Annotated in this window: 13 protein-coding genes; 8 read left to right on the top strand and 5 right to left on the bottom strand. The window is 66.6% G+C overall.

What is annotated here, in order from left to right; all coding sequences use genetic code 11:
- Window positions 1–647 precede the first annotated feature (647 nt).
- Entirely contained in the window at window positions 648–1,925 is a 1,278-nt protein-coding gene (locus OJA40_RS13910) for an adenosylhomocysteinase (RefSeq protein ID WP_208425948.1), read from the bottom strand.
- 550 nt (window positions 1,926–2,475) lie between these two features.
- On the opposite strand from OJA40_RS13910, the gene ppsA reads away from it, so the two are divergent.
- Window positions 2,476–4,872, top strand: coding sequence for a phosphoenolpyruvate synthase (ppsA, locus tag OJA40_RS13905; protein ID WP_208425947.1), 2,397 nt, complete (start codon window positions 2,476–2,478; stop codon window positions 4,870–4,872).
- A 36-nt stretch (window positions 4,873–4,908) separates the two neighbouring features.
- Here ppsA and OJA40_RS13900 read toward each other — a convergent pair whose 3' ends face one another.
- Complete coding sequence (locus tag OJA40_RS13900) at window positions 4,909–6,522, bottom strand: Na+/H+ antiporter NhaC family protein (RefSeq protein ID WP_208425946.1); 1,614 nt, start codon at window positions 6,520–6,522, stop codon at window positions 4,909–4,911.
- Between the two features lie 191 nt (window positions 6,523–6,713).
- Here OJA40_RS13900 and OJA40_RS13895 point away from each other — a divergent pair, with 191 nt between their 5' ends.
- Entirely contained in the window at window positions 6,714–7,136 is a 423-nt protein-coding gene (locus tag OJA40_RS13895) for a hypothetical protein (protein ID WP_208425945.1), read from the top strand.
- A 56-nt stretch (window positions 7,137–7,192) separates the two neighbouring features.
- Here the strand turns inward: OJA40_RS13895 and OJA40_RS13890 are convergent, their stop codons facing one another.
- Window positions 7,193–7,519 carry a hypothetical protein gene (locus OJA40_RS13890; RefSeq protein ID WP_208425944.1) on the bottom strand — a complete coding sequence of 109 codons (327 nt, stop codon included), beginning with the start codon at window positions 7,517–7,519 and terminating at the stop codon, window positions 7,193–7,195.
- Between the two features lie 299 nt (window positions 7,520–7,818).
- Here OJA40_RS13890 and OJA40_RS13885 point away from each other — a divergent pair, with 299 nt between their 5' ends.
- The 5 genes from OJA40_RS13885 to OJA40_RS13865 all read left to right on the top strand — a co-directional run bounded on the left by OJA40_RS13885 (window position 7,819) and on the right by OJA40_RS13865 (window position 12,935).
- On the top strand, window positions 7,819–8,820 hold the full coding sequence (locus tag OJA40_RS13885; RefSeq protein WP_208425943.1) for a D-alanine--D-alanine ligase family protein: 1,002 nt from the start codon (window positions 7,819–7,821) through the stop codon (window positions 8,818–8,820).
- A gap of 113 nt (window positions 8,821–8,933) precedes the next feature.
- Window positions 8,934–10,136 (top strand): KamA family radical SAM protein, encoded by a 1,203-nt coding sequence (locus tag OJA40_RS13880; protein WP_208425942.1) that lies wholly within the window; start codon window positions 8,934–8,936, stop codon window positions 10,134–10,136.
- A 97-nt stretch (window positions 10,137–10,233) separates the two neighbouring features.
- Window positions 10,234–11,649, top strand: a complete 1,416-nt coding sequence (locus OJA40_RS13875; protein WP_263810920.1) for a GGDEF domain-containing protein — start codon at window positions 10,234–10,236, stop codon at window positions 11,647–11,649.
- 99 nt (window positions 11,650–11,748) lie between these two features.
- Window positions 11,749–12,141, top strand: a complete 393-nt coding sequence (locus OJA40_RS13870; protein ID WP_263808561.1) for an Mth938-like domain-containing protein — start codon at window positions 11,749–11,751, stop codon at window positions 12,139–12,141.
- 86 nt (window positions 12,142–12,227) lie between these two features.
- Window positions 12,228–12,935 carry a 4'-phosphopantetheinyl transferase family protein gene (locus OJA40_RS13865; protein ID WP_263810919.1) on the top strand — a complete coding sequence of 236 codons (708 nt, stop codon included), beginning with the start codon at window positions 12,228–12,230 and terminating at the stop codon, window positions 12,933–12,935.
- A 42-nt stretch (window positions 12,936–12,977) separates the two neighbouring features.
- Here the strand turns inward: OJA40_RS13865 and OJA40_RS13860 are convergent, their stop codons facing one another.
- Together OJA40_RS13860 and OJA40_RS13855 are read right to left on the bottom strand one after the other, a co-directional pair.
- Window positions 12,978–14,195, bottom strand: a complete 1,218-nt coding sequence (locus tag OJA40_RS13860; RefSeq protein WP_263808563.1) for an amidohydrolase family protein — start codon at window positions 14,193–14,195, stop codon at window positions 12,978–12,980.
- Between the two features lie 61 nt (window positions 14,196–14,256).
- A complete protein-coding gene (locus OJA40_RS13855; protein WP_208427362.1) occupies window positions 14,257–15,549 on the bottom strand; it encodes an amidohydrolase family protein in 1,293 nt (430 codons plus the stop codon).
- A gap of 752 nt (window positions 15,550–16,301) precedes the next feature.
- On the opposite strand from OJA40_RS13855, the gene OJA40_RS13850 reads away from it, so the two are divergent.
- A complete protein-coding gene (locus tag OJA40_RS13850) occupies window positions 16,302–17,321 on the top strand; it encodes a hypothetical protein (RefSeq protein ID WP_263810918.1) in 1,020 nt (339 codons plus the stop codon).
- Window positions 17,322–17,337: the final 16 nt, after the last annotated feature.

The raw sequence follows: 17,337 nt of genomic DNA, 5'->3' as shown, positions 1-17,337 counted from the left end.
ACGTGATCCTGCCCGTAGCGGAACGTCCGGCGCTCCCGCTCCGCCATCGGCGGTGCCGTTCGTTGGCGGCTGCCTTTCTGCGGGACGCAAACCAGGGGGCGTCTCCCCGCAGACGATACTTGTCCGCGATCCACGCTCGGGCTTTTTCCATGTCGGAGGGCATGACTGACGGAACGTCGTGTCCGTCGAGCCGGGACAGGAAGGCCTCTCATCTCGGTCTCCGCGAATGGATTCACCTCGTGGACCGTGACGGAGTGCCCGATCCCGGACTCGATACCTTGGGCATCCATTCGTTCCCGAGCCACCTCTGGTCCCCCTTGTCGTGGGCCGTCATGTTTTGGGCATCGACGAGGAGTTTCGACGCTTCCGTGGACCGTACGGCCTCAAGCAGCGCACGGGCCCCTCCCGGAATCGGGCCCCCGAGGCGGAGTCGTGCCGTCAAAACACGACAACGCGGCACAGTTCTCAAGAGACACGTCTGGTTCGTCCCATTTACCGGCGGGCGGCGGTTAGTTTTGCCCCCCACAGGACTTGGGGACACCAGTGAGGCGACCAATAAAAAAGCCGCTCCGCCCCGAACAACGTCGGGGCGAAGCGGCGCAGGCATCCGCGACCGGGAGCGGTCGCACGTGCTTAGGGGCCGTGGGTTACGTCCCGGCGGAGTAGTCCGTGGCGTAGTGCTCCTGCTCGTCGGAGAGGGCATCAATCTGGATGCCCATCGTGCGCAGCTTCACCTCCGCAATCTCGTCGTCCATGTCCTGCGGGATGTCGTACACCTTGTCCTCCAACATCGCGTCGGACTCGTGGCGCTGGACGAGGTCGAGGTGGGCGCGGAACTGGTTGGCGAAGCTCATGTCCATGACCTCGCTCGGGTGGCCCTCCGCCGCGGCCAGGTTCACCAGGCGGCCGTCGCCGAGCACGTACACGCGCTTGCCGTTCTCCATCGTGTACTCGCGGTTGTTCGTGCGGACCTCACGGGCGTCGGTGGAGAGTTCGGCGAGCTCCTCCAGGTTGAGCTCCACGTCGTAGTGGCCGGTGTTGGCGACGATCGCCCCCTCCTTCATCTTCAGGAAGTGACGGCCCCGAATCACGTCCTTCATGCCGGTGGCCGTGACGAAGATGTCGCCCTTTTCGGCGGCCTCGTCCATGCTCATCACCTGATGGCCGTCGAGGGTCGCCTTCAGCGCCTTCGCCGGCTTGACCTCCGTCACGATCGTGTTGGCGCCCATGCCCTTGGCACGGGTCGCCACGCCCCGCCCGCAGTGGCCGTAGCCCGCGATCACGAAGTTCTTGCCCGCGATCATGGTGCTGGTCGCGCGCAGGATGCCGTCGATCGTCGACTGGCCGGTGCCGTACACGTTGTCGAAGTCCCACTTCGTCTCCGCGTCGTTGACGGCATACACCGGATACTGCAGCTCCCCGTCGTTGTCCATCGCCCGGAGCCGGTGCACCCCCGTTGTGGTCTCCTCGGAGCCGCCGATGATGTGGTCGGCCATCTCCGGGTGGTCGGAGTGGACGGTAAAGATAAGGTCCGCGCCGTCGTCGAGCGTGAGGTGCGGCGGCGTGTCGATCGTCCGCTCGATGCACCAGTAAAAGTCCTCGGTGTCGAGCCCGTGCCACGCGTAGATTTCGGTGCCGCCGTTGGCGAGGGCGGCGGCGATGTCGTCCTGCGTCGAGAGCGGGTTGCAGCCGCTCCAGGCCACCTCGGCGCCGCAGGCCTGCAGGGTCTCGACAAGCACCGCGGTCTCTTTCGTGACGTGCAGGCAGCCGCTGATCTTGTAGCCCTCGAAGGGCTTCTCGTCGGCAAATTCGTCACGGAGCTCCATGAGCACGGGCATCCGGCTCTCGGCCCATTCAATGCGCTTGCGGCCCTCGTCGGCCAGGCCCAAGTCGCGTACCTTGTAGTGTCCTTCTTTGTGGTCCATGTGGCTTGATGGCGTTGGTTTGTGGTAGACAGATCCAAGAGATCCCAGACCGCGACGAAATATGCCCCACGCGACCGGAAGTCCGGAGTGCGTGCGCGACAGCCCGGTGGAAAACGCTACTGATCGGTTGATGCTACCGGGGCGCCGGCCAACAGTTTGTAAGTTTGGCGGAAATCTCCCCCCAATTCATCTGTGATCTTCGGGGGCGCCCCCCCTTGCTGCCGGGGCCCGCCCCATGTCGTCGTGCGGCAAACAGTCCTTCGGAGGGTCTCGTCGGGGAGAGGCCCCAACCGAGGACGCTTCACACTGCACGCGCCCCCCTCCGGCCCGAAAAGGCCACCGTCCAAAAGCGGCGGACAGTTTGTCGAATGATAATCAACTCGACGATCCTGTCACGCGTGCTGGAAGCGCTTTCAAAACCGGGACGCAGCGGTCATATTGTTTTTACAAGTCTGGTGCATACAAGGCGGGTTGTTTAGAACCGACGCACAATGCGTCTTCTGGACACCGGTCCTCCTCATTCCTTTCGTCAGCAGTTCCCCCATCCCCTATGCCCAACGCCACGACGCCCTCCAGGACAACCTCCGCGATTCGTTGGTTCGAGACGCTCGACAACGAAGACCTCTCTTTGGTTGGTGGAAAGAATGCCTCCCTCGGCGAAATGATCGGGGCCCTGAAGGACTCCGGCATTCGCGTACCCGACGGGTTTGCAACGACCGCCGACACCTACCGACGCTTTTTGGAGGCGAACGACCTCACGGAGCACATTCGGGCGGAGCTCGAAGCCTGGGACGCAGGGGAGCAGTCCCTAAACGAGACGGGCACGACCATTCGCACACGAATCCGGCAGGGGGCCTTCCCGGAGGACGTGGCGGAGGAAATTCGGGAGGGCTACCGGTCCCTCAGCGCCGCCTACGGCGCCGACGCCGCAGACGTGGCCGTGCGGAGTAGCGCAACGGCCGAGGACCTGCCCGACGCCAGCTTCGCGGGCCAGCAGGAGAGCTACCTGGACGTGCGTGGGGTCACCGCCGTCCTCACGGCCTGCAAGCGATGCTTTGCCTCCCTCTTCACCGACCGTGCCCTGGGCTACCGCGAGAAGCAGGGCTTCGACCACCTCGACGTCGCCCTGTCGGTGGGCATCCAGAAGATGGTGCGGGCGGACAAGTCGGGCGTCCTCTTCACGATCGACACCGAGACGGGCTTCCCCGACACGAGCGTCATCAACGCGGCGTACGGGCTTGGCGAGAGTGTCGTGAAGGGCATCGTGAATCCGGACCAGTACACCGTCTACACCCCCTTCGTGAAGGACGAGACCCTCTCTCCCATCCTGGAGAAGACCCAGGGCGACCAGGCCCAGAAGATCGTCTCCACGGGCGAGGGCGGCACGACCACGATGCCGACCACCGACGACGAGCAGTCCGGCTTCGTGCTGTCCGACGAGGAAATCCTCGCACTGACCCGGTGGGGAAGAATCATCGAGGAGCACTACGACCGCCCGATGGACGTGGAGTGGGCCCGCGACCGGGACAGTGGCGACCTGTTCGTGGTGCAGGCCCGGCCCGAGACGGTGCAGTCCCAGCAGGCCGCAGGCACGCTCCGCACGTACCGGTTGACGGAGGAGGCATCGCCGTTGGTTATGGGCGTCGGCATCGGGAAGTCCATCGTGTCGGGGACGACCCGCGTGCTCGACAGCGTCGACGAGGCCGAGCGGTTCGAGGACGGGGACATCCTCGTCACCGAGATGACGGATCCCGACTGGGGCCCCATCCTGGAGCGGGCCGGCGGTGTGGTCACGAACCGGGGAGGGCGCACGTCTCACGCTGCAATCGTGAGCCGGGAGCTCGGCATTCCGGCCGTCATCGGCTCCGAAACCGCGACGGAGGCGCTCCGCGACGACCAGACGGTAACCCTGTCGTGTGCCCACAGCGACGCCGGGCAGGTCTACGAGGGCCAGCTCGACTACGAGAGCGAGGAGATCGACCTCGACGCGCTTCCGGCCCCCGACACCCGAGTGATGCTGAACCTGGCGAGCCCGTCCGCGGCGCTCGATTGGTGGAAGCTGCCGGTGGAGGGGGTCGGCCTCGCCCGCATGGAATACGTCATCAACAACATCATCAAGGTCCACCCGCTGGCGCTGGTGGCGTTCGACGAGGTGGAGGACAAAACCGCCCAGCGTCGCATCGAGAAGCTGACCCAGGCGTACGCCGACAAGGCGGAGTATTTCGTCGACCACCTTTCGCGGGGCATCGCCACGATTGCCGCCGCCCAGCACCCCCACCCGGTCATCGTCCGCCTCAGCGACTTCAAGACCAACGAGTACGCCGACCTCATCGGCGGGCGCGGGTTTGAGCCCGAGGAGGCAAACCCGATGCTCGGCTGGCGCGGCGCCTCTCGCTACTACAGCGACGCGTACGAGAAGGGCTTTGCGCTGGAGTGCCGGGCCCTGAAGCGCGTTCGCGACGAGATGGGCTTCACGAACGTGGTGGCCATGGTGCCCTTCTGCCGCACGCCCGACGAGGCGGACCGGGTGCTCGACGTGATGGCCGACCACGGCCTGAAGCGCGGCACGAATGGGCTGGAGGTGTACGTAATGGCCGAAATCCCGGCCAACATCGCCCTGGCCGACACGTTTGCGGAGCGGTTCGACGGCTTCTCCATCGGCACGAACGACCTGACCCAGCTCACGCTGGGCGTGGGCCGGGACGCGGAGCGCCTCACCCACCTGTTCGACGAGCGCAACGCGGCGGTGAAACGGCGGATTGCGGAGCTGATCGAGGAGGCCCACGCCGCCGGGCGCCCGGTGGGCATCTGCGGGCAGGCCCCCAGCGACTATCCCGAGTTTGCGGAGTTCCTGGTTGAGGCTGGCATCGACTCCATCTCCGTCACCCCCGACAGTGTCCCCAACGTCCTCCGGCACGTCGCGCAGGCGGAGGCCCGCGCCGCCTAACCGGTCGCCCCTCGCGTCCGCGTCGCCGGCACAAGCCTACACAAGGAGCACAACCAAGACCGTGTAGAGGACGATGGCCAGCCCGCCGGCGACCGACGCGAGGGGAAGCTGCGTGTTCACGTGGTCCATCAGGTCCGCCCCCGTCGCCAGCGACGAGAGGACCGTGGTGTCCGAGATGGGCGAGCACTGGTCCCCGTAGACGCTCCCCCCCACGACCGCCCCGAAGCAGAGCGTGATAAAGAGCGGGTCCTGCGAGACGCTCCACGCCAGCGGCAGGGCCACCGGGAAGACGACCGCGTAGGTGCCCCACGACGTGCCGGTGGAGAAGGCGATGATGAGACAAAGGACCACCAGTAGGCCCGGGAGCACGGCGGGCGGGATCGCCTCACCGACGCTGGCCACCACGTACTCGGCGGTGCCCATGGCGTCGGCCACCTCCTTCAGCGACACCGCCAGCGCGAGGATGATGGCCCCGATGGTGACCCCCTTGCAGCCGTCGATGAACCCGTCAATTGCCTCCTGAAACTCCATTCCCTTGAACAGCGCCAGGCCCAGCCCCGCCAGCACCGCCAGCACGAACGCCTCGGCGATGAGGAGGGTGGGGTCCTCGGTATTGCCAAGGTAAAAATAGGTGTACAGGTACGGCAGGATGGCGACCGCCAGCAACGTCCCGATGGGCCCAACGAAATCGACGAGACCGGGCGTGTAGTCGTCCGGCACGTTCATCTCTGTCAGCTCCCGCGAGGTGAGGGGCGTGGCCTCGTCCCGGTCCAGCTTGCCGGTCGTGCGGGCCCGCTCGGTGGCGTCGCGCATCTTTTTGCTCGGCACCCACGGCAGCACCTCCCACGCAAAGAGAAGCGTCAGGGCGACCGCAAAGAGCGCGTAGAAGTTGGCCCAGATCGACGAGAAGAAAAACGCAATGCCCTCCTGCGACGTCTCGATGAGCGGAATGGTGCCCGCCACCAGCCCCCCCACGTAGATCGGCCACACGTTGAACGGAATAAGGGTGGCGGCGGGGGACGCCGTCGAGTCGACCACGTACGACAGTTCCTCGTGCGACACGTCGTGCTGATCCCCGATCGGGCGGGCCGTCGCCCCGGTGAGGACCGTCGAAATGGTGCCGCCCTGGTGGAAGAGAAGCCCCATCAGCCAGGTAAAAAACTTGGCGGTCTTGGGCCCGGTCACCATTTTCTCCCCCGCCCATTCCGCAAACCGAATCGCTCCGCCCGTCCGGGTCCAGAGCCCGATGAGCCCCCCCAACGCCCACAGGTAGACCAGCAGGATCAGCGCAAAGTCCTCCGTGCCAATCGCGGGGAGCAGAAAGGCGTCGATGATGTTGACCTGTCCCGCAATGATGCCGCCCGCCGCGATGCCGATGAAGAGGGCGCTCACCACCTCCTGCAGCCAGAAGGCCAGCACGATGGCGATGAGCGGCGGCAGGACCGACCAGAAGCCGTAGTGGCCGTTGGTCTTGGGAATGTCGCCGGCCACGTAGACTGCCGCCCCGAGCCCCCCCAGCACCAGCGCCGCCACCAGCCAGCGCCGCCACCACGGCGTCCCTTCATCAGGGTTCTCGTCGGACTCGGGCGCAACAGATCCGGATTCCTGCACGTCAGTGATCGAGGCGTCGGGCTCGGCGGCGTCGGGCATGGACATTAGGCAGGTTAATCCAGAAGCAAATCCAGGCCCAAGTAAGCAACTGTGCACCAGGGACGCCAACTTGCCCGACCGGAGGCGGACTGGCGCTTCCGGAATGGAACCACTCATGCATGCGTCGTGGTTTTACGCGTCCGAAAGAAGCAGCGCGGTCGGTCTCCTGCCATCGGGTTACGGCCTCTCCCATGAACGACGTGCGACTCGTCTTTGGGCTCGTTCTCGTTCTTGCCTTTGGCGCCTGCGTCGACGGACAGGCCGGGTACCGCCTCGCCACAGAGGAAGACGAGATTCAACGACTGATTCCTCCGCGGGGCGAGCACCCCAGGGTGGATGTCCTCCAGTACTCGGACGGGCGCCACGTCGAAATCACGTTCGCAGGCAGCACTGTCGACACCCTTTCGGTGATGGACGACACGGCGACCTCGGGTGTGTCGCGGCGGGAAGCAACAAGGATTGCCCAGATTTTGGAGCGTTTCTACGGGGATTTCGGAGCGGTGACCGAGGTCAAGGTGGGCATCGACACGTGGACCGGCATCGGGGACGTGGGCTTTTGGCAGGAATCCTCCCTCGTACTCGATGCAAAAGAACTTCGGGCTCTCGAAGACTGAACCCGATGACGTTCGCCGTCGGGAGCGGTCGGTTGATTGCCGCGGGCCCTTCCGCGTCACGAATGAGGCTCGTTGGGCGGATCGGCACCGTTGCCCTCGATGACCTTTCCCGTGTCCCGCATGATCTCCTCGACGACCGACTGGGCCTCGGACTCGGCACGCTCCAGGGCTTCCACCGCCACCGTGGGTCCCTCGCCCCGTTGCTCCAGGACCAAGAGCGCCGCGTGGCACGGCGCCTCCCCCGCGTCACCGGCCCCACCCATCGGACTCACGGTGTGCACGCGCCATCCCCGTTCCAGCTCAAGGTTGAGTTCGTCGAGCCCCTCGTGGCCATCGGCGTGGCCGTCGGGCCCCGTGCGTACAATCAGCACCTTCTGGGGCATCGGTCTGGAGTTTTGCCTCCGCAGAGTCGAGACGCGGAGCGAACGACGCAACTCTGGATTTGTTGGGGAGGCGGTGAAGTTCGGAAACGCATTGCGTAGTGCGTATTGCGTAGTGCGTATTGCGTAACGAGACACGCGGTGGACTGTCCTTCGCCCCGGCCTTTCGGGTGGATGCAGCCGAAGAGGTGCAGTACGAAATACGCAATACGAAATACGCAACACACAGTACCAGAACCGCTGTCCCCACGCCCGGCAGGACGGCCTGGAACCAACGACACGCTCGAATACCGTCCGCCCCCATGCGCATCGGCCTCCTCTACGACACCTTCGACGCCTATTCGTGGGCCGACGACGACCCGCCGGACGCCGACGCCGAGTACGAGCCCAAAGAGACGGTCGACACCCTCGCGGCCGCCGTGGAGCACCTCGGGCACACCCCCGTCCGCGTCGGGACCGCGGCCGACCTGCGCAACCGGCTCGGGGAGGGACTGTCGCTCGACGCCGCGATCAACATCACGGAGGGGGCCCACAGCCGAAACCGGGAGGCCTACGTCCCGATTCTGCTGGAGATGGCCGGCGTTCCCTGCCTCGGCTCCGACGCGCTCACCCTCTCGGTGACGCTGGACAAGGCCTGGACGAAAACCCTCGTCGCGGCCGCGGACATCCCCACTCCGCCACATCGGGTCTATGGTGCGTCCGAAGCCGTCGACGCAGACGCCCTTCCGGGTGCCTTTCCCCTGTTCGTGAAGCCACGCTACGAGGGGACGTCGAAGGGGATCACGCCCGACAGCAAGGTCGAGGCCGTTGCGGCCCTGCGGCGTGCGGTGGACCGCATCACGACGACGTACGACCAGGACGCCGTCGCGGAGCCCTTCGTGGCGGGCGGCGGCGAGTTTACGGTGGCCGTCGTGGGGCACGACCCGCCCGAGGCGCTGCCCGTTCTCCAGCGCGGCGTAGAACCGACCACCGGCATCGGCCTGCACGCCCTGGAGCACCGCGGCGCCCCCACCGCGGATGAGGAGTGGGAATACGAATTGCGGGGCACGCTCGCCCCCGCCCTCGAAGACCGTCTGCAGACCTTGGCCCTGCGCGCGTTCGACACGCTCGACTGCCGCGACTTCGCCCGCGCGGACTTCCGGGTCGACGGCGACGGAACCCCCTGGTTTCTCGAAATCAACCCGCTGCCGACGTTTAAGCCCGACGACACCTTCGCGATCGTCGCCGAGCTCATGGGCCGTGACTACGTCGACTACCTCGCCGAGGTGTTCGGACGGGGGCTGCGGCGACTCGGACTTGAGTAGTTCCGCCTGACCCTACGCGCGCCCTCCCTCTGCCCCACAGGCGCAACGTTCCGTCTGTGCATCCCGTGTAAGCCCCCTGCAGAGTGCTCCCCACCACGAACACACGCCCCCCGATGGCACCCTCCAATTCGCGGCCCGGCCCCGACCATCCACGGTGGACCGACTGGCGCTGGCAGATGCAAAACCGCATCCACAGTGCCGAGGCGCTTCGGAAGTGGATTCGCCCGACGGACGACGAGCGCGCGGCCATCGAGCGGGCCGGGGACGCGTTTCGGTGGAACGTGACCCCGTACTACGCCCACCTGATGGCCCCCGACGACCCGTCGTGCCCGGTGCGGCGCCAGGCCGTGCCCACGATGGACGAGTTCGGGCCCGACATTGTCGACGAGCTCGACCCCCTCGACGAGACCGGGCACGAGCCGGTCAAAAACCTGATTCACAACTACGAGGACCGGGTGGCCTTCTGCGTCACCGCCGAGTGTGCCATCTATTGCCGCTACTGCCTGCGCAAGCGGATGGTGGGGGATGCCGAGTACTTCATGCGCACCGACGAGCACCAGGCGGCGATCGACTACATCGCCGCCCACGACGAGATTCGCGACGTGCTGCTCACGGGCGGCGACCCGCTCACCTTCAACGAGGCCAACCTGGAGTGGCTTCTCAGCAGGCTGCGGGCGATCGACCACGTGGAGCTCATCCGCTTTGGCTCCCGCATGCCGGTGAAGCTTCCGTACCGGATTACCGACGATCTCTGCGCCCTTCTGGCCGAGTACCACCCGCTCTGGATCAACACCCACTTCAACCATCCGAACGAGCTCACCGACGATGCCGCCGCGGCCATTGGCCGCCTCAAGGACGCCGGAATCCCCGTGGGCAACCAGACGGTGCTCCTGCGGGGCGTGAACGACGACCCCGACACGATGAAAGCCCTCAACGAAGGGCTCGTCCGCATGCGGGTGCGCCCCTACTACCTCTACCAGGCACAAATTATCGGCGGCACCGGCCACCTGCGTACGCCCATCGAGGTGGGCATGCACATCATGCGACAACTCCGGGGCCGAACGTCCGGGTTTGCGATTCCAGACTACGTCCTCGACACGCCCCACGGCAAAGTGCCCCTCAACCGCAGCTACGTGAAGGGCCGAGCCGGCGACCACGTGCTCATGGAGAGCTACGACGGGACGCTCTGGGCCGAGCCGAATCCGGTGCCCGAGGGCCGCGATCTCCCGTTCCGGCTCCCGCCGGTCGACCTGCCCCCCGACGTCGACACCATCCCGACGAACGGCTCGCTGGAGGCACGCCCTGCCAGCGCGTAGTGCGAATCGGGATTCATTCTGTTGACATTACCGGTGGGTCGAGATACCTTCTATTCCCCATCACTTTTCACTCGCACAGGGAGTTCCGCCCCCCCGAATGGTCCGTTTCCTGCTCGTGCTCTTGGCCGTCCTCGTCGTCGGACTTGCCGTCCTGTTCGGCCGTCCGTGGCTCTACGTCGCGACGGGCCTGATCCTCGTCGGCGGCCTCGGGGGATTGGGCTGGTGGCTCTGGACCGCGTTCGGGCAGGGCCAGGCGGCCCCGGAGCGCCCCAGCCCTGCGCCCGACGCCGAGGACCCATCGCTCGACGACCTCGGAATCATGGACATCCAGCCGAAGGGGGCGGGGCCCGACGCGTCGGAGCCCTCCCCGGACGAGGCGGCCGAGCACAGCGGTCCCCGGACGCCCCCCAACACGGCCGCCCCTGCTGAATCGGACGCCTCCTCCGCCCCCCCTCCGGCGTCCGTCGACACGCCTCAGCCCTCGCCCGCCGCGGCCCCACCGGCCCCGGAAGACACGGACGAGGAGGCGGATTCCGTGTTCGCGCCTCTGCTTGAGGCCGCGCGCGCAGCCCTGGACGCCCGAACGGTCGGTCTTCTCGTCCAGGAAGACGTGGCGCTGACCTACCGGATTAAGGCCCTCGCCAGCCGGCACCCGTCGGTTCGGAAGGGCGGCTCGTTCGACACCCAGACGCCCCTTCTGACCGCCACAATGTCGCGGGAATCGGTGACCTACCGGTCCCTCACCGGGGCTGAGGTGGCAGTCGAAGACCTGGGCTACTACGACGATCCGCCGACGGTAGACCACCTGGCCCTCGCCCCCGCCGCCCAGCCGGATTCGTCCTCCACGACGTTTCTCGTGGCGGACGCTTCCTCGGATGTCGACCTCGGGGCGTCTCGGGCGCGCACTGTGCTGTCCCACTTCGCCGACACGGTGGCCCTCCTGCTCGACACGGACCGGTCGCCCGACGGGCCGGAGCAAGCCTCTTCCCCCGAAGGGCCACACGAGGTTGAGGACGCCGATTTGCTGGCCCCGAATGCAAACGGCACACCGGAGGCAGACCTCGAGGCGGACGAGGACCCGGAGGCGTCGCCCCGTCCCCGCCGCGAACTCATCGCGGAGGAGATGGAGACCGCCCGCTCATCGTCGGAGCCGCTCGCTCTGGCCCTCGTTCACCTCAACCGGGCCGAATCCATCGCCCGCCAGGGCGAGGAGGCCGTCGCCTCCGCCGAGCGCCTGTTTGAGGCCCGCCTGGAACAGAAAGCCCCCAGTCAGCGGGTCGAACGGTTCGGTGAGCTCACGTACGGCGTTTTCTTCCGAGCCGGGCCCGACACCATCGAGCCGTGGATCACAGACTTCGAGGCGGCGATGGCGCAGGAGCAGGGACAACTCGAAGGCGGCGCGAGCGTCGGCGTGGCCCTGTGGACCGACGAGACCCCCGAGGCACTCCGGACCGCCGCCACAGAGGCCCTGCGGGAGGCGTACGAGACGGGCACCTGCACGATCGTGACGTAGTCGGGCCTGAACCTGCCCCCCCAGAGTGGCGTTTTGGAAATGCCCTCCTCGTTGGAGGATATGTCACACGTCGCTTCCGTCACGCGCCCTTTTGTCGCCATGCCAGACCTCGATTCGTCGCCGCGCATCACGCACGTGTCGTGGGGCCGCCTTGAGGTCGAATTCGCATCCGACGACGGCACCCGGTCGTTCAAGGACGCCAAGTTGTATCCGGGCGGGGCGCGCGTGTGGGACTGGAACGAGACCGGCACGTCCCACACGCCGGGCATTCAACCGGCCGACGTGGAGGAACTGCTGGAGCACGGGGCCTCGGTCGTGGTCTTGTCCCGCGGCATGAACGAGCGGCTCCAGGTGCAGCCAAAGACCCTCGATCGGCTCGACGACGCGGGCGTGGCCCCCCACGTGCTTCCGACCGACTCGGCCGTGGACCGGTACAACGAGCTGCAGGCCGCCGACGAGGCCGTCGCGGGCCTCTTTCATTCCACCTGCTAGCACGGCGCCCCGACATGCACCTGCCCGCCCCCACATGGACGTCGTCGTGGCCGGCGGGGCACCCAGTTAGCGTCTGGCGACTTCGCATGAATGCCCTCGGCGGCGATCCGGAGGTGGTGCTGCGCCCGCTCACCGTTCCGTCCGAGCACGACCGGGCCCGTCGCTACGCGTTCGCGGCCGACCGGCACCGCCACCTCGCCGGCCGCGCCCTCGTCCGCCTCGTCCTGTCCCGCTGGCAGAACTGCACGCCCGCCTCGCTCGCAATCGCGGAGGGCCCTCACGGCAAGCCCAGACTGCAGGACCCGCCGGCCGATGGCCCCCGCCTCCACTTCAACATCGGCCACACCGGCCCCGTGGTCGTCGTGGCCTTTAGCCGGCATCAGCCTGTAGGAATCGACGTGGAGCCCCACACCCGAACGGTCGACGCCCCGTCGCTCGCAGAACGGGTCCTTACCGCCTCGGAGCGGGACCGGTGGCGATCCCGGCCCGCCTCTTGCCGAGAGGCGGCCCTCCTGCACCTGTGGACGTGCAAGGAGGCGTTTCTCAAAGCGACCGGCGAGGGCCTGCGTCGTGCGCCGACGACCGTCGAGAGCATCGCCGACGGCTCCACAGTTGTGGCCCTCCGCGACGCGCCCGATTCCAGCGCCCCCTCTTCCGCCCCTGCAGATGAGTGGTCGGTTCGGCCCTTCTCGGCGACGGACGATGTCCTCGGGGCGATCGTGCGGAAGGGCGAGGTGCCAACCCCGGTCTCCTGGGTCGACGCGACGAACATCGTGACGCGGTCGGCCGAGTGAGGCCCCTGTCCCCCCGCGTGCCCCCGGCCTACTTGCCCCCGCCTACTTGCACTCGTCGCTCACCACCTCTCCCCCACTCAGGACGGTGCAGACGTGCGTGGTGTACTCGAACGGGTCGCCGTCGAAGAGCGCCAGGTCGGCGCGCTGTCCCGGGGCCAGGGTCCCAACGGATTCCAGCCCGAGGATCTCGGCCGCCTCGCGGGTGATGCTGGCCAGGGCCGCCTCACGGGGCAGGCCGTGCGCCATCGCGATGGCCGCCTCGTAGAGCGCAATGCGGGTCTTGGGCACGTAGGGCTCCCAGCCGGTCTGGATGGCCACGGGGACGCCCGCGTCGTGCAGGACGCCCGCCGTGGTGAAGGCGGCGTTCTGCGTGGTGCCCGAGGGGCGGGCCATGGTCGGGTGCAGAATGACGGGGACGTTGGCCTCCGCGATCTCTTCGGGCATCAGGTACGCCTCCGCTGCCCCGTCCAGAATCAGGTCAAAGCCGAACTCCTCCTGCAGGCGCAGGGCCGTCTGGATGTCGTGGGCCCGGTGGGCCGTAATGAGGGCCGGCACCTCGCCGCGCAGCACATCCTGCAGAACGGCCTGCCCCAGATCTCCCTCCGATTCGCCCCCGTCCATCGCGGCCTGCGCGTCGAGCAGGGCCTGTCGGAGCATCGCGACCCCCTTGGCCCGGGTCCCGGGCTGCTCGAAGCGGGCCTGCGCGTCGGGCCCCAGCGTGAAGGCGACCGTGGTGATCGAATCGCGCAGGGAGGCCTCGACCGTCGTGCCGGCGGTCGAGAACGTGGCCGTCTGCCCGCTGATGAGGGCGCCCGGCGCGTGGCCGGTGTGGACGGTGGTAAAGCCCAGCTGCTGGACGAAGGACACGAGCTGCTCCCGCGGGTTGTACGCGTCGAGGGCCCGGAGCGCAGGCTGCATGGGCTCCGAGGTGTCAAGCTGGTCCTGATCGGCGGGCACGTTGTAGATGCCCGACAGGCCCACCGTGCCCCGCGGGTCGATCAGGCCCGGGGTGGCGACGGACGCCTCGTGCACCTCGGCGGACGCCGGCACGTCGACCTCCGGCGCGGGCCCGACGGCCGCAATCGTGTCGTTCTCGATGAGCACGACCCCCTCCTCGATGGGGTCGCCGGTCATGGTGTACAGGGTATCCGCCCGCACGGCCCGCTGCGGCTGGGCGGAGGCCGTGGGCAGGCCGCCCCACAGCAGGAGCGCGGCGAGCAGAATGGATAGGCGGCGGGGGCGAAGACGCGACGTCGACATGGCAGAACGCTCAGTTGAGAGACGGAAGCAGACAGACAAGAGGCAGCGGGCGAGGCAGGCGTTACTCATGGACGTGCTGGGCCGCCCCGTCGTAGACCCGGTACCCACCGGTAGCAAACTCGCGGTCCTCGGGATCGGATCGGTCGAAGACCGGCGTGCCCTCCACCCAGGTCTGTTCGATCTTGGTGTACACGCTGAGCGGGTCGCCGGACAGCACGATGAAGTCGGCGTCTTTGCCTTCCTCCAGTGATCCCACCTCGTCCTCCATGCCGAGCATGCGCGCCCCCGCCAGGGTCACCGATTCGAGCGCCGCGTCTCGGGGCATGCCCGCCCGCACCCCGATGGCCGGGGACCGCAAGAACAGCCGGGAGTCGGTGATGGGGTCGTCGGTGTGGTAGGCCACGTCTACGCCCGCCTCCTCGAGCACCCGCCCCGTGCGGTAGACCAGTTCGTCGGCCTCGTGCTTGCCACCCGGCGAGTCGAGCACGATGATGGAGGCCGGGACGTCGGCCTCCGCAATCTCGTCGGCCACCTTCCATCCTTCACTGACGTGGTGCAGCACGAGGTCGAAGCCGAACTCCTCGCTCAGCCGGATCGCGGTGAGAATGTCGTCGTGCCGGTGCGTGTGGAAGTGCACCGTCCGCCGCCCCTCCAGCACGTCGATCAGGCCCTCCATGCGGAGGTTGCGGTCCGGCGCCTCCGACGGATCGTCGGCCTGTTTTTTCTTGCGCCGGTATTCCTGCGCCGCCACGAACTGCTCGCGGGCCATGGCCGCGGCCCGAGCCCGGGTGCCGGGGAAGGCCCCGCTCGCCCGTTGGGGGTTCGTGCCGTTGGCCATCTTCATGCCGCCGCAGTCCCCAACCGGTTTCTCCTCACAGGCCGACAGTTCGGACACCGTGCCCCCCTCACGCAACTTGAGGTAGGTGGTCTGGCCGCTCATCAGGAGGCCAGAGCCCGAGATCAGCTGGACGGTCGTGATGCCGCCGGCGCGGGCCCGGTGCAACGACGGGTGGCGCACGTTGATGGCATCGATCGTGCGGGCGTCCGGGTGCATTGCTGCGGACCCATCCCCGCCGCCCACCTCCCCGATGTGGGAGTGCGTGTCCACGAGGCCGGGCATGATCTCCTTCCCCGCCACGTCGTGCTCCACCGCGTTCGCGGGCACGTCGACCGATCCGACCGGCCCGACGGCCTGAATCGTGCCGTCCTCCACCACCAGGACCCCCTGCTCGATGGGCTCGTCGTGAATCGGGTAGAGGGTGGCGTTTCGGAAGACGTGAGGCCGGTCTTGAGCCTGAGCGGGCGCGCAGAGGCACAGTCCCGCGAGGCTCAGGAGGAGAAGGACAGTCCGCATGCGGAACAGAGGACGGTTCGAAAAAGACAAGTTGCGCTGGGTATATAGAACGTATGACGTGCCCCTCGCACTCGCAAGCGAGCCAAAGACGGCGCGGCAGTCTGGGGAGAAGAGCATGCATCCGCCCCTTCTATCTTTCTTTTTGGAGAAATCCCCCAAGTTAGAGGAATCTTCCAAGTTTAAACTGAACCGGACGCCCAGCACTTGGGCTGGGGGGAAGGCGTCGAAGGTTGTGAATCACCGCACGAGCGGCTTCTCTGTCTCTCTGGAGGACACCGAAGCTACTTTGGTAGCGTGCACACGTTGATGAGAGATTTTAGAGATGAGAGATTTTAGATCATAATGCGATATTGGGTCAGACAGACGACGAGGCACCCGTACTCAACCGATGACAGACCCCGTCACCGCGATCGTCTTTAAAAATTACGGTCGGCATCGTCTTCGGAGCAGGGCGATACAGCAAGCACGAAGCTTTGATTGAGCAGCATCGACGGAATGGCATGCATCCGTGCCTGTGCCCTGCGGGGTGACGCGGTTCGGGCCTTCTTCTATTGCCGAGACAGGTCCCATTTTCTCTCACTGAGAGCTTCCTTCGCCAAGTGACCCTTTTGCTAAGTGCCGAACAGTTTACTTCCCTAAACGCCCTAGCGTAAATGTCTCGTCCCTCCGTTGCTTTCCCGTGGCAACGTGCCCGTCGTAGCATCACAGCGCGACGCGTCCTCGCACTCGCCCTTTTGACCTGCGGGACACTCGTGGCGGTCTCCCCAGGAACCGTCCACGCACAAGACACAGCGTCTCCGTGCACCGGTACCGTAACGGCTGCGGAGGAGGCGTACTTGAACCGCAACTACCAGGAGGCAGTCACACTCGCCTCTCAGTGCACAGACCGGTCGGCCTTTGACGACGAGATCGTGATCCAGGCGTATCGGCTCATCACGCTGGCGTCACTGCGACAGGGCGCCCTCGTCCAGGCCCGTTCCGCGGTCACCAATATCCTCCAGATCGATCCCGGGTACACGGCCGATCCGGTCAACGACCCGCCTGCCTACGACCTGTTCGTCTCCTTGGTGCGGCGGGAGGAGAATATCGAAAATACAGCAGACGCGGAGACCGATACAGAAGAGCCTTCTCCTGCTCCCCCGCGACGTAACGAGGGAGGGCTCTTTCTTAAACTTATCGGGGTCGGCCTCTCGGATTACACCGGCGACCTTCCGGTTGGGACCACCGGTCATCCCTTTGACTTTCAGGAGGCAAGCACCGGATTCGGGGCCCCGTACCTCTTTACGGCCGAACTCGGATACGAGTTTTCCTCAAACTTGGCCCTCGTGCTCGGTGTTCAGACTGGCAACTATCCAATTGTCGGATACTCGACGGGGAACAACGACATCGCGGACTCTTGGCGACACACGCCGCAACTTCTGGTTCGCTATACGTTTGGCGCTGCGGGCGAGGCGGTTGCGGCGTACCTGGACGCAGGCGCCAATGTCACCTTCGGGGGCGGGGGCATTGCCAGTCCGGGGTTTGGCCCCTCCGTGGGCGGCGGGGTCGACATTCCTCTGAGCAACACGTGGTCCTTCTTCGTGGAGTCCCGATTCAACTTCACCCTTCCGGACAACGCCATTGACGGCACAAGTTATCCCGAGGACGTTCAAGTAGAACGCCCACCTAAGGGAAGCATTACCGGCCCCTTCGACTCGGTAAATCAACTTCTCGGAATTGGCCTCCGCGTCCGGTTTGGCGGCGCGGCAAGCGGCTCGGCTGCACAGGAGTAGCGCGTCCCGTCCCGCC

The organism is Salinibacter pepae (assembly GCF_947077775.1).
In the GTDB taxonomy this organism is placed as follows: Bacteria; Bacteroidota; Rhodothermia; order Rhodothermales; family Salinibacteraceae; genus Salinibacter; species Salinibacter pepae.
Note: the sequence above shows the minus strand (reverse complement) of the source record. Positions and strands in the feature narration are given on the sequence as shown.

Coding starts and splice junctions, on each gene's coding strand:
- OJA40_RS13910 (WP_208425948.1), bottom strand. CDS start 1,925: ATGGACCACAAAGAAGGACACTACAAGGTACGCGACTTGGGCCTGGCC.
- ppsA (WP_208425947.1), top strand. CDS start 2,476: ATGCCCAACGCCACGACGCCCTCCAGGACAACCTCCGCGATTCGTTGG.
- OJA40_RS13900 (WP_208425946.1), bottom strand. CDS start 6,522: ATGCCCGACGCCGCCGAGCCCGACGCCTCGATCACTGACGTGCAGGAA.
- OJA40_RS13895 (WP_208425945.1), top strand. CDS start 6,714: ATGAACGACGTGCGACTCGTCTTTGGGCTCGTTCTCGTTCTTGCCTTT.
- OJA40_RS13890 (WP_208425944.1), bottom strand. CDS start 7,519: ATGCCCCAGAAGGTGCTGATTGTACGCACGGGGCCCGACGGCCACGCC.
- OJA40_RS13885 (WP_208425943.1), top strand. CDS start 7,819: ATGCGCATCGGCCTCCTCTACGACACCTTCGACGCCTATTCGTGGGCC.
- OJA40_RS13880 (WP_208425942.1), top strand. CDS start 8,934: ATGGCACCCTCCAATTCGCGGCCCGGCCCCGACCATCCACGGTGGACC.
- OJA40_RS13875 (WP_263810920.1), top strand. CDS start 10,234: ATGGTCCGTTTCCTGCTCGTGCTCTTGGCCGTCCTCGTCGTCGGACTT.
- OJA40_RS13870 (WP_263808561.1), top strand. CDS start 11,749: ATGCCAGACCTCGATTCGTCGCCGCGCATCACGCACGTGTCGTGGGGC.
- OJA40_RS13865 (WP_263810919.1), top strand. CDS start 12,228: ATGAATGCCCTCGGCGGCGATCCGGAGGTGGTGCTGCGCCCGCTCACC.
- OJA40_RS13860 (WP_263808563.1), bottom strand. CDS start 14,195: ATGTCGACGTCGCGTCTTCGCCCCCGCCGCCTATCCATTCTGCTCGCC.
- OJA40_RS13855 (WP_208427362.1), bottom strand. CDS start 15,549: ATGCGGACTGTCCTTCTCCTCCTGAGCCTCGCGGGACTGTGCCTCTGC.